At 64.4% G+C, this 11,977-nt stretch carries 12 protein-coding genes; 7 read left to right on the top strand and 5 right to left on the bottom strand.

The features are described 5' to 3' along the window. The first annotated feature begins 295 nt into the window (after positions 1-295). The 3 genes from AC0L23_RS02825 to AC0L23_RS02815 all read left to right on the top strand — a co-directional run bounded on the left by AC0L23_RS02825 (position 296) and on the right by AC0L23_RS02815 (position 1,022). Positions 296-505: a hypothetical protein gene (locus AC0L23_RS02825; protein WP_085361611.1), complete on the top strand. Its 210-nt coding sequence runs from the start codon at positions 296-298 to the stop codon at positions 503-505. A gap of 25 nt (positions 506-530) precedes the next feature. Next, complete coding sequence (locus tag AC0L23_RS02820; protein WP_162847278.1) at positions 531-704, top strand: hypothetical protein; 174 nt, start codon at positions 531-533, stop codon at positions 702-704. 147 nt (positions 705-851) lie between these two features. Continuing rightward, on the top strand, positions 852-1,022 hold the full coding sequence (locus AC0L23_RS02815; protein WP_157642917.1) for a hypothetical protein: 171 nt from the start codon (positions 852-854) through the stop codon (positions 1,020-1,022). 15 nt (positions 1,023-1,037) lie between these two features. On the opposite strand, the gene AC0L23_RS02810 is transcribed toward AC0L23_RS02815, so the two are convergent. From AC0L23_RS02810 to AC0L23_RS02795, 4 genes are all read right to left on the bottom strand, one after another. Next, complete coding sequence (locus AC0L23_RS02810) at positions 1,038-1,256, bottom strand: hypothetical protein (protein WP_018454617.1); 219 nt, start codon at positions 1,254-1,256, stop codon at positions 1,038-1,040. 110 nt (positions 1,257-1,366) lie between these two features. Then, positions 1,367-1,813 carry a GNAT family N-acetyltransferase gene (locus AC0L23_RS02805; protein WP_085361610.1) on the bottom strand — a complete coding sequence of 149 codons (447 nt, stop codon included), beginning with the start codon at positions 1,811-1,813 and terminating at the stop codon, positions 1,367-1,369. Beyond that, the gene (locus tag AC0L23_RS02800) at positions 1,813-2,841 is read right to left on the bottom strand and encodes a peptidoglycan -binding protein (RefSeq protein ID WP_085361609.1); all 1,029 of its coding nucleotides are present in this window, start codon (positions 2,839-2,841) and stop codon (positions 1,813-1,815) included. The genes AC0L23_RS02805 and AC0L23_RS02800 overlap by 1 nt, the downstream gene beginning before the upstream one ends. A gap of 4 nt (positions 2,842-2,845) precedes the next feature. Then, complete coding sequence (locus AC0L23_RS02795) at positions 2,846-3,865, bottom strand: flagellar motor protein MotA (RefSeq protein ID WP_018454614.1); 1,020 nt, start codon at positions 3,863-3,865, stop codon at positions 2,846-2,848. 218 nt (positions 3,866-4,083) lie between these two features. Here AC0L23_RS02795 and AC0L23_RS02790 point away from each other — a divergent pair, with 218 nt between their 5' ends. The 4 genes from AC0L23_RS02790 (at position 4,084) to AC0L23_RS02775 (ending at position 11,092) form a co-directional block, all read left to right on the top strand. Next, positions 4,084-5,103 (top strand): SAM-dependent methyltransferase, encoded by a 1,020-nt coding sequence (locus AC0L23_RS02790; RefSeq protein ID WP_085385084.1) that lies wholly within the window; start codon positions 4,084-4,086, stop codon positions 5,101-5,103. A 231-nt stretch (positions 5,104-5,334) separates the two neighbouring features. After that, on the top strand, positions 5,335-6,528 hold the full coding sequence (locus tag AC0L23_RS02785) for an efflux RND transporter periplasmic adaptor subunit (RefSeq protein WP_085351844.1): 1,194 nt from the start codon (positions 5,335-5,337) through the stop codon (positions 6,526-6,528). 6 nt (positions 6,529-6,534) lie between these two features. Further along, complete coding sequence (locus AC0L23_RS02780; RefSeq protein ID WP_473356770.1) at positions 6,535-9,690, top strand: multidrug efflux RND transporter permease subunit; 3,156 nt, start codon at positions 6,535-6,537, stop codon at positions 9,688-9,690. Between the two features lie 262 nt (positions 9,691-9,952). Beyond that, complete coding sequence (locus tag AC0L23_RS02775; protein ID WP_085361605.1) at positions 9,953-11,092, top strand: AAA family ATPase; 1,140 nt, start codon at positions 9,953-9,955, stop codon at positions 11,090-11,092. Between the two features lie 33 nt (positions 11,093-11,125). On the opposite strand, the gene AC0L23_RS02770 is transcribed toward AC0L23_RS02775, so the two are convergent. Beyond that, positions 11,126-11,911 (bottom strand): inositol monophosphatase family protein, encoded by a 786-nt coding sequence (locus AC0L23_RS02770; RefSeq protein ID WP_018454609.1) that lies wholly within the window; start codon positions 11,909-11,911, stop codon positions 11,126-11,128. Between the last annotated feature and the right edge of the window lie 66 nt (positions 11,912-11,977).

Genomic DNA, 11,977 nt, shown 5'->3' with positions numbered 1-11,977 from the left:
GAATGACAGCGGAGCTTTTGGCGAGAGCGTCGCACCACGTGGTCTCCCTTCGTAGCCGGGTCGATAGCGGACATTTGTCGATCTGATCGGCTGCGCGATTCGAATCGGCCACATCGTAAGGTGATCGATGGAAGCGGCGCTGCTGGCTGTCGCAGAACATGGGCGTCGTCGTTTTGATGAGTTTCGGAATGCTCGTCGTTGGCTTCAGGAATTTCGGACAGCGTTGGCGCGCGCGGAGGGAGTGGACGGCCGCGGCTGCTGAAGCTAGGGTTCGGGCCGACCCAGGAGAAGCCAAATGCCTTATTCGACAGCCGACCAGACCCGAGGCGAGCGCAACGGCAAGCTTGTCGCCGACGTCTTCTGCGCGCTCTTGCTTGCTACCTTTTCCGTGGTCTTCTTCGGTTGGCTCGGCGGTCTGGCCGCCTTCATTGTCGTCGAAAGTTGCCTGCTCGCAATCGATTGGGTGATTCCTAGCAAGAACGATGCGGCAGGCGTTGTTCGTTGAGCTGACGGAGTGGACGGTGTTGTGAATGATTGTTCTGATCGGTCCGGTACTGTTCATCCTCCTCATCCTGTTCGCTATTCGACAGCAAAAGCGCGGCCTTGCGGGGTGGAAAGCGGCGCTGCTTGTTGTCGCTGGTAGCGGCGTCATCGTTGTGCTGAGTTTCGGATTGCCCATCGTGGGCTTCCGGAATTTCGGATAGGGCAGCCCGCGCCCCTGAGCCGAGTGGATGAACCTTGCAGTTCCCCCGGATGTGGCGCCTAATCAGGTATCGCCGGCCAAAGGCTCGTCCGTAGGCGTCGGTGCCTGAGAGATGATTTGTGCTCCCGCCTCAATGGGAGTGCGCCTCATGGCCCCGCCATTCAGCAAGGAAACCCACGAACTTTTGGAGCGGGCGCAGCGAGCGATCGATGAGTCGATCCGGCTTCGCGAAGACAGCCAACGCGCGATCCGCCAAGCCGAAAGCTGGCAGTTCGAGCTTGAACTCCGCTTGAGCCGAGAGCGCACCGCGGCGAGTTGACGGCAGCACTGCTTATCAGCACTTCGGCGACAGCGCCGGCACGTTCGGCCATGGCCAGTTCTTCCAGCTCCCGTCCTCATCAACGCAGGCCGATGGCCCAAGGCCATTCGTCGGAGCACTCGTCGTCTTGACCGGCGTGGCGAGGTGCTGGTCGACATAGCTCGTCGAAACATATCCGGCGACGATGACGCCGAGCAGGACCGAAGACCCCTTGGCCAGATCGCTCAATTTCATCGGTCATCTCCATCCGCTTGCCGGCGCAACTTGCGGGCACAACGACTAGCTGACGTCCTGGGATCCCGACGTGACGGCCGTCACGCGTCCAGAATCAAGATCGCCAGAATCTAAGGTTGCCAAATCATCTTCAGCACCGGACGTCCCGAGGTCGGGTTCACCTCGTCGCCGGCATGCGCGAAGCCGTTGCGCTCGTAGAAGCGGATGGCGCGGCTGTTGTCCTTGTTGACAAGCAGTGTCACGCCCGCCGGTGACAGGCGCTTGGCCTCATCCACCAGCAGCCGCGCCGCGTCCGAGCCCCAGTGCGCGGGATCGACCACGAGCTGGTCGAGATAACCGTCGCCGTCGATGGTGACGAAGCCGGTCAGCGCGCCGTCCTGCTCCGCGACCACGATCGAAGCCTTCGGCACCAGCTCCTTGCGCCAGCGCTCGCGCCACCAGTCCAGGCGGGCCGCGAAGTCGATCTGCGGATAGGCCTGCTGCCAGGTGCGATGCCACAGGTCAATCGAGGCGGCCTCGTCCTCGGGACGGTAAGGGCGGAGGTGGAGGGCGCTCACTACCGCTCCGTCAGCTTCAGCTCGATGCGGCGGTTGCGCTTGTAGGCTTCCTCGGTGTTGGCCGTGTCGAGCGGCTGGAATTCGCCGAAGCCGGCGGCGACCAGGCGCTGGGCCGACACGCCGAGCGAGATCAGGTACTGCACCACGGAGATCGAGCGCGCGGCCGAGAGGTCCCAGTTCGACTTGAAGTTCGGACCGTTGACTGGGCGCACGTCGGTATGGCCGTCGACACGCAGCACCCAGGGGATCTCGTTCGGGATTTTCTTGTCGAGATCGATCAGCGCGGTTGCGAGCGTGTCGAGCTCGGCGCGGCCTTCGGGCAGCAGCACCGCCTGTCCGGTGTCGAAGAAAACTTCGGACTGGAATACGAAGCGATCGCCGACGATGCGGATGTCGGGGCGGTTGCCGAGGATGGCGCGCAGGCGGCCGAAGAATTCCGAGCGATAGCGCGACAATTCCTGCACGCGCTGCGCCAGGGCGACATTCAGGCGAGAGCCCAGGTCGGCGATGCGATTTTGCGATTCCTTGTCGCGCTTCTCGCTAACGTCGAGCGCCTCTTCCAGCGCGGCCAATTGCCGCCGCAGCGCGCTGATCTGCTGGTTCAGCACCTCGATCTGCGCCAGCGCCCGGGCCGAAACCGCCTTCTCGGAATCCAGCGCCTTGCCGAGCTCGGAGGACTTGCCTTGCGCATCGTTGCCGGCCGCGGCGAGCCCCTCATAGAGGCCCTTGATGCGGTCGCGCTCGCTCTCGGCCGAAGCGAGGCCGGCCTTCAGCGACGAGACCTGGTCGTCGAGCGTGAGCTTGCCGAGCTTCTCCAGCGACAGTAATTCGTTGAGCTGCGCGATCTTGGCGTTGAGCTGCTCCAGCGCCTTGTCCTTGCCGGTGACCTCCTGCGACAGGAAGAACTGCACGACCAGGAACACCGACAGCAGGAACACGATCGACAGCACCAGCGTCGACAGCGCGTCGACGAAGCCGGGCCAGTAGTTGAAGGAGGTATCGCCGCGGCGACCGCGCGCCAGTGCCATGTCGCTAACCCTTCTCGGGCTGACGCGCGATGCGCTCCAGCAGGCGCCGGATCTCGCGGTTCTGCTCGCCCTGGCCGTCGGCCCATTCGCGGATCATCTGCTGCTCGGTCCGCATATGCGAGACCAGCGCCTGGATGGCTTCGGCGAGGCTCGCCATCGCCGCGGTGGTGCCGCGGCTGCCGCTGCCTTCCTCGAGCACGGAGCGTAAGCGCTCGACGACGGCCTGAAGCTCGCCGCTGGCAATGCCACCGCCAGTGCCGGCAACAGCCACCTCGCCGCTGCCATATTCGCGCACGGTGGTGGCAAGCCAGTCTTCGAGGTCGGTGTAGAAACGGTTCTGCGCCTGGCTCGATTGCAGGTCGAGGAAGCCCAGGATCAGCGAGCCGGCGAGGCCGAACAGCGAGCTCGAGAACGAGATGCCCATGCCGCCGAGTGGGGCGGCCAGCCCCTCCTTCAGCGTGTCGAACAGGGCGCCGGAATCTCCGCCGACCTTGAGCCCGTCGATCACCTTGCCGACCGAGCCGACCGTTTCGATCAGGCCCCAGAAGGTGCCGAGCAGGCCGAGGAAGACCAGCAGCCCGGTCATGTAGCGGGAGATGTCGCGGGCCTCGTCGAGGCGGGTCGCGATCGAATCGAGCAGGTGCCGCATGGTGGTCTGGGTGATCGACATCCGCCCGGTGCGCTCGCCGCCGAGGATCATCGCCATCGGCGCCAGCAGCTTGGGGTGGCGGGCGGGCGCAAGGCCGGGATCGGCGATGCGGAAATTGTTGACCCAGGAGACTTCGGGATACAGCCGGATCACCTGGCGGAAGGCCAGGATGATGCCGATGAACAGCACGCCGCCGATCAGGGCATTGAGGCCGGGATTGGCGAAGAAGGCCTGGATGATCTGCTTATAGAGCACCACGCCCACCAGGGTGCAGAGCACCAGGAAGACCAGCATCCGCACCAGAAAGACGCTGGGCGAGGAAAGCTTGGTGTATTCGATGTCGAGGGAGGAGCGGGGCGAGGCGCCTGGCGGCATGGCCGGTATCATCCGTTAACTTGCTTGCGGGGCGCACTATGGCACAGCGCCAGCCCAAAAAAAGCGCCGGATGCGCCGATTTCGGGCAGAGCTGGGGAACCCAAAGCTGAAACCGGGCTTTGGTAAGGACGTACTTTGCAAATCGTCGGCATTCCACAGGTTCAAGTCGCACTTTTTCCCCTGGCGCCAAAACCCGCCGCCCAAGACGGAGTCGTCGCATGAGCGTCGTGTCCGCGATCATCGGGACTGCCGAACGGGTGCCGTTGCCTGATGTCGTGATCCGCGCGGCGATCCAGCGCCTGTGCTCGCGCACGGTGACGCGCCTGTCCGCGCTGGGCGGGGCGGACGATGCCGCCTTCGCCGGGCGGATGATGCTGCGGCCGATCGCCGAGGACGCGGATGCCGAGCACGACGAGGTGCCCGCTTCGTTCTTTGCGAAGGTGCTCGGTCCCAACCGCAAATACTCCTGCTGCTTCTACAAGACCGACGCGACCACCTTGCGGGAGGCCGAGGAGGAGGCGCAGCGCCAGACCGCCGAGCATGCCGCTCTCGCCGATGGTCAGACCATCCTCGAGCTCGGCTGCGGCTGGGGCTCGCTGTCGCTGTGGATGGCGCGGCAGTTTCCGCACGCCAAGGTGACGGCGGTGTCGAGCTCGCAGGCGCAGCGCGCCCATATCGAGGAAGAGGCGCGGCTGCGCGGTCTCCTCAACCTGCGGGTGATCTGCGCCGACATCAACGTGTTCGCGCCCGACGGGCAATTCGACCGCATCGTGTCGGTCGAGATGTTCGAGCACGTGATGAACTGGCGCAAGCTGATGACGCGCTTGCGATCATGGCTCGCGCCGGAGGGGCGGTTCTTCATGCACATCGTCGCCCATCGCTCCGGCTCTCACCTGTTCGACCGGGCCGATCGCGACGACTGGATCGCGCAGCGCGTCTCCACGGGCGGGCTGATGCCGAGCCATCACCTCGTCAGGCAATTCGACGATATTTTCACCGTCGAGAAGGAATGGTGCTGGAGCGGCACGCACTATCAGCGCACCGCCAACGACTGGCTCGCAAATTTCGACGCGCATCGCGACGCCGTCGAGGCGGCCTTACGCAACATCCATGGCGAGGAGACCGCCCAGCGAATGCGACGCTGGCGCTGGTTCTTTCTCGCGACCTCGGGCCTGTTCGGCTATGCCGACGGAACCGAGTGGGGCGTCAGCCACTACCGGATGAAGGCGGCGGGGTAATTGCGGTCTTCTGACGCAGCACGCGGTGATGGAACCGGACTCACAATCGGGTGAGACGCGAAAAACGCCGTGAACTCAGCACCCTAGGCCGTGTGACATTGGGCCGCCCGCAAGGTGCGTTGCGTCGCAGCACGTCCGCTCTATTTTGACCGCATCAGCCGCGTGCTATGGCCCAGAACGGGCCTCGCGCCGAGCGTGATCGGTTTCAACAATATCGGGGCACCCCATTTCATGTCAGGACTTCGCGCGCGATCGGCATGCGTTGCAATGATGCTCGCGGCCTTTACGCCGCTGTTGGCGGGCTGCGACGAATCCAGCTCCGCCATTTCAGCCGCCCAGCCCAACGACCCCGACGTCAGCATCGTCATCGTCAAGCCGCAGCCGCGTGCCGTGGTGCGCGAGCTGCCGGGCCGCATTGCGCCGACGCGCGTCTCCGACGTGCGGCCGCGCGTGTCCGGCATCGTGGTCGAGCGCCTGTTCCGGCAGGGCAGCGAGGTGAAGGCCGGCGATCCACTGTATCGGATCGATCCGCGTCCGTTCGAGGTCGAGGTGATGGCCAACGAGGCTGCGGTCGCCAAGGCCGAGGCCGCGTTGATGCAGTCCCAGCAGCAGGCGCGCCGCATCGCCACGCTCACCAGCCAGCGCGCCGCGCCCGAAGCCGAGAACGAGAAGGCGATCGCGGCCGAGCGCCAGGCCCATGCCGAGGTCGAGGGCCGCAAGGCCGATCTCGCGCGCGCAAAGCTCAATCTCGACTATGCCACCGTACGCGCGCCGATCGACGGCGTCGTCGGTGCCGCCCTGGTCAGCGAGGGCGCGCTCGCGGTTCAGAACGAGACCAATCTGGCCACCATTCAGCAGCTCGATCCGATCTACGCCGACTTCACCCAGTCGGTGAACGAGCTCAACCAGCTCCGCCGCGCCTTCGAGAGCGGTGACCTCGAGCGCATCGCGCCCGACGCCGCCAAGGTGCATCTCGTGCTCGACGACAACACCCTCTACTCGCTCGACGGCAAGTTGCTGTTTTCGGATGCCAAGGTCGACGCCAATACCGGTCAGGTGACCTTGCGTGGTGAGTTCCGCAATCCGAAGCGCGAGCTGCTGCCGGGCATGTATGTCCGCGTCCGCATCGACCAGGGTCTCGATAGCGATGCGATCGCCGTGCCGCAGCAGGCGATTCAGCGCAATGGCGGCGGCGGCAGCGAGGTGTTCGTCGTCAAGGACGACAATCGCATCTCGGTGCAGCCGGTGCGCACCGGTTCGGTGCAGGACGGCATCTGGTTCGTCACCGACGGCCTGAAGGCTGGCGACAAGGTCGTGGTCGAAGGCTTCCAGAAGTTCGCCGCCGGCGACAAGGTCAAGCCGCAATCCTGGTCGGAAGCGGATGCGACCGCCGACAACCGGCACGCCCAGAAGCTGATGCGGTAATAGACCATGGCGAGCTTCTTCATCGACAGGCCGATCTTCGCCTGGGTCGTCGCGCTGTTCATCTGTCTGGTCGGCGCAATTTCGATTCCGCTGTTGCCGATCGCGCAGTACCCGATCATCGCGCCGCCCTCGATCTCGATCTCGACCAGCTATCCCGGTGCCTCGCCCGAGAACCTCTACAACAGCGTCACGCGGCTGATCGAGGAGGAGCTCAACGGCGCCTCCGGCATCCTCAATTTCGAATCGACCAGCGACTCGCTCGGCCAGGTCGAGATCATCGCCAATTTCGTGCCGGGCACCGATACCAGCGCCGCCTCGGTCGAGGTGCAGAACCGCATCAAGCGCGTCGAGGCGCGGCTGCCGCGCGCGGTGATCCAGCAGGGCATTCTGATCGAGGAGGCCTCCAGCGCGGTGCTCCAGATCATCACGCTGAACTCGACCGACGGCAGCCTGGATGAAGTCGGCCTCGGCGACTTCATGATCCGGAACGTGCTCGGCGAGATCCGCCGCATCCCCGGCGTCGGACGCGCCACGCTGTATTCGACCGAACGCAGCCTGCGCGTCTGGGTCGATCCGGCAAAGCTGGTCGGCTATGGTCTGACCGCCGACGACGTCAACAAGGCCATTGCCGCGCAGAACGCGCAGGTCGCTTCCGGCAGCATCGGCGCCGAGCCGTCGACCTCGACCCAGCGCACCTCCGCGCTGGTGCTGGTCAAGGGCCAGCTCTCGTCCCCGGATGAATTCGGCACCATCATCCTGCGCGCCAATGCCGACGGCTCGACCGTGCGGCTGCGCGATGTCGCGCGGATCGAGGTCGGCGGCCTCAGCTACCAGTTCAACACCCGTCTCGATGGCAAGCCGACCGCCGGTCTTTCCGTGCTGATGTCGCCGACCGGCAATGCGCTGGCGACCGCGAGCGCCGTCGAAGAGAAGATGAAGGAGCTGTCTCGCTTCTTCCCGGCCAATATCGGCTACGAGATTCCATACAACATCACGCCCGTGGTCGAGGCCTCGATCAAGAAGGTGTTGTCGACGCTGGTCGAAGCCATCGTGCTGGTGTTCGTGGTGATGTTCCTGTTCCTGCAGAACATCCGCTACACCATCATTCCGACCATCGTGGTGCCGGTGGCGCTGCTGGGCGCCTGTACCACGCTGCTGCTCGCCGGCTATTCCATCAACATGCTCTCGATGTTCGGCATGGTGCTCGCCGTCGGCATCCTCGTCGACGATGCCATCGTCGTAGTCGAGAACGTCGAGCGCATCATGGCCGAGGAGGGCCTGCCGCCCAAGGAAGCGACCCGGAAAGCGATGTCGCAGATCACCGGCGCCATCATCGGTATCACGCTGGTCTTGATGGCCGTGTTCGTGCCGATGGCGTTCTTCCCGGGCTCGGTCGGCATCATCTACCGCCAGTTCTCCGTGACCATGGTCGCCGCGATCGGCTTCTCGGCCTTCCTCGCGCTGTCGCTGACGCCGGCACTGTGTGCGACGCTGCTCAAGCCCGTCGCGGCCGGTCATGGCCATGCCAAGAAGGGCGTGTTCGGCTGGTTCAACCGCATGCTCGACGGCAGCAAGGAGGGATATTCCCGCACCGTCGGCTTCTCGCTGAAGCGCACCGGCCGCTTGATGCTGGTCTATGTCGCGCTGCTCGCCGGCCTGTCCTGGGCCTTCGTCAATCTGCCCGGCGGCTTCCTGCCCGTCGACGACCAGGGCTTCGTCACCACCGACGTGCAGACGCCGTCGGACTCGTCCTACGGCCGGACCGAGGCGGTGATCGAGAAAGTGGAAAAATACCTGGCGCAGCGTCCGGGCGTCGACAACGTCACCTTCCTCACCGGCTTCAGCTTCTCCGGCCAGGGCATGAACACCGCGCAGGCCTTCATCACCCTGAAGGACTGGTCGGAACGCGGGCCGAAGGATTCTGCGGCCGCGATCGTCGCCGACATCAACCGCGATTTGTCGTCGTCGATCCGCGACGCAAAAAAAATTTCCGCGCTGCAGCCGCCGCCGATCGACAATCTCGGCAACTCCTCGGGCTTCTCGTTCCGTCTCCAGGACCGCGGCCAGAAGGGTTATCCGGCCTTGATGCGCGCCGCCGATCAGTTGATCGCGGAGGCCAATGCGAGCGCTGTGCTTCAGAAGGTCTATGTCGAAGGCCTGCCCGAGGCCGGCGTGGTCAATCTCGTGATCGACCGCGAAAAGGCGGGCGCCTTCGGCGTCACCTTCGAGGACATCAACAATACGATCTCGACCAATCTCGGCTCGAACTACATCAACGACTTCCCGAACCGCGGCCGCATGCAGCGTGTCGTGGTGCAGGCCGATGCCCGCGACCGCATGCGGACCGAGGACATCCTCAACTACAACGTCAAGAACAGCCGCGGCCAGCTCGTGCCATTCTCGTCCTTTACCACCGTGGAATGGGCGCGCGGACCGACGCAGATCGCCGGCTTCAACTACTATCCGGCGGTGCGCATCTCCGGCGAGGCGAAACCCGGCTTCACTTCAGGCGATGCCATCGCCGAGATGGAACGGCTCGCCGGCAAGCTGCCGCGCGGCTTCGGCTATGAATGGACCGGACAGTCGCTCCAGGAGAAGCTGTCGGGCTCGCAGGCGCCGTTCCTGCTCGGGCTCTCGGTATTCGTGGTGTTCCTGTGCCTGGCCGCGCTCTACGAGAGCTGGACCATTCCGCTCGCGGTGCTGCTCACCGTGCCGCTCGGCATCGTCGGCGCCGTGGTCGCAGCGATGCTGCGCGGCCTGCCCAACGACGTCTATTTCACCGTCGGCCTGATCACCATCATTGGCCTTGCGGCCAAGGACGCGATCTTGATCATCGAGTTCGCCAAGGATCTTCGAAAAGAAGGCAAGCCGCTGGTGGACGCCACCATCGAGGCCTGCCGCCTGCGCTTCCGCCCGATCCTGATGACCGGCCTTGCCTTCATCTGCGGCGTGCTGCCGATGGCCATCGCCCATGGCGCCGGCGGCGCCAGCCAGCAGGCGCTCGGCAGTGTCGTGATGGGCGGCATGATCGCGGTAGTGATCCTGGCGCTGCTGATGGTGCCGGTGTTCTTCGTCTCGGTGCAGCGCGTGCTGGGCGGGGATCGGGAGAAGGCGGCGAAGCAGGGCGAGATGTACGGGCCGCCGGCGCCGGCCAAGCTGTAAGGTGAGGTGTCATGCCCCGCGCAGGCGGGGCATGCCGTACCCCGCGGCCTTTCCGTATCCGAGCGGCGTCTCTGGAATACTGGATCATCCGCCTTCGCGGATGATGACCGTCGGGTTTGCGCTGGTGAGAGTCGGCCATTGAACGCCGGATCGGTCGGCTTGATTTCTCGGAGGCCTCAATCCAGACTGCACCCCTGGATTGAAACATCGTATTCGCACCTTACTGCGAATGCGGAGATAGCCCGCCGATTGAGAGCATGTGATGCGTCCGACCGACATTGCGATCTCGAACTATCGCTCCATTCGGCGGCTCTCCATACCCATCCATCCCCTGTCGGTGTTCGTCGGCGAAAATGGAGTCGGCAAGTCCAATCTCTACAAGTCCTTGTCGCTGTTGCGCGACGCGGCGACCGGTCAGATCACCCGCACGATCGCCGATGAAGGCGGTTTGAATTCGGTCTGCTGGTCCGGCATACGCAAGCGAGGCGAAGACGGGCGGCTGCGGCTGTCGGCGACATTCGACGGCATGAGATATTCCATCGAGCTCGGATTTCCCAGCCCGCTTCAGGCGGCATTTTCCGGCGAGCCGATGATCAAGGCCGAAACGATCGAAACGACGCGCGGCAAACGCACGGTCAAGCTGATGGAGCGGATAAACTCGCTCATCAGCGTCCGCGGCGAGAGTGGCGCCTGGAACGCTCACAAGGATGCGGTGCTGCCGTCAGAGACCGCGCTTGCGGCTTTTTCCGATGGCAAGCAATGCCCGGAAATCGACCTGATCAGAAATGCAATGCTGGGCTGGCGATTCTATCATGACTTTCGCACTGATCCGGCGTCACCGATACGAAAGCCTTGTCTGGCGATCGCAACGCCCTCGCTCAGCGCCGATGGCATCGATCTGGCTGCCACCCTGGCGACCCTCTATGTCATTCGGGAAGACGCCAACGACCTGCAGGACGCGATCCAGGATGCATTCCCGGGTGCCGAACTCCGCGCATGGGAAGAAAATGGCAGGTGTGAATTCGATCTGCAATTGCCGGATATGCCGCGGCCGTTCAGGGCTCATGAACTATCCGACGGGACGCTGAAATACATCTGCCTGCTCGCGGTATTCATGGGCTATCGGCTGCCGCCGTTCATTGCGCTGAACGAACCCGAGACCAGCCTGCATCCGTCGCTGCTTGCGCCGCTGGCCCGGCTCATCGCCAAGGCATCGCGCCGCGCCGACATCTGGATTGTCACCCATTCGGAACAGTTGATGGACGCACTGCGAAGCGAGAGTTCGGTCCCGCTCCGCCGGGTGATCAAGTCGAAAGGCGCCACGGCGATCGAGGGCCTGACCATCGGCGGTGAATATCGCGACGACGAAGCCGACGAGGACGATGAGGACGACGATTCCTAACCGTCGTCGATCGAGCCGTCGTGCTGCTGCGGCCTACTTCCGCAAGATCTTCACCAGTTCCCCGTGCACGTATTCATTCCCGCACACGACATTGCCTGTCACCAGCGCGTCGCCCGGCGTATCGATGTCGGTGATCGTTCCGCCCGCTTCGCGCAGCATGATCAGGCCCGCCGCGATGTCCCAGGATTGCAAATTGCGCTCCCAGTAGCCGTCGAGGCGGCCGGCGGCGACGAAGGCCAAGTCGAGCGAGGCGGCGCCGAAGCGGCGCAGGCCGGCGACGCGCTCCTGCATCGCGGTCATCTCGCGACGGAATTCCTCGTGGTCGCCGCGGCCGATATGAGGCAGGCCGCAGGCCACCACGCATTCGTTGAGCTGACGGCGGCCGGCTACGCGCAGCCGCTGGTCGTTGAGGAAGGCGCCCTTGCCGCGCTCGGCGATGTAGAGCTCGTCATTGGCGGGATTGTAGATCACGCCGGCGATGATCGTGCCCTCGCGCGAAAGCCCGATCGAGATCGCGAATTGCGGGATGCCGTGCAGGAAGTTGGTGGTGCCGTCGAGCGGATCGACGATCCAGGTATGGCTCTTGTCGGAGCCCTCGCGTGTTCCGCCTTCCTCGCCGATGAAGCCGTAGCCGGGCCGCGCCTTGGCGAGGTCCTGGTAGAGGATCTCCTCGGCGCGCTTGTCGGCCAGCGAGACGAAATTCGCCGGTCCTTTCAGCGAGACCTGGAGATGCTCGATCTCGCCGAGATCGCGCTTGAGGCTGCGGCCGGCGCGGCGCGCGGCCTTGACCATGACGTTGATAGTTGCGGAATACAGCATGAGCTTCCGGTCTTGATCGGGGGAAATGGCGCGAAATCGCGCCTGTTTGAGGGATGGGGTGCCCTG

Source organism: Bradyrhizobium sp. MI1.4, from assembly GCF_055811315.1.
The sequence above is the reverse complement of the archived record's forward strand: the minus strand, read 5'-3'. Positions and strand labels throughout refer to the sequence as shown.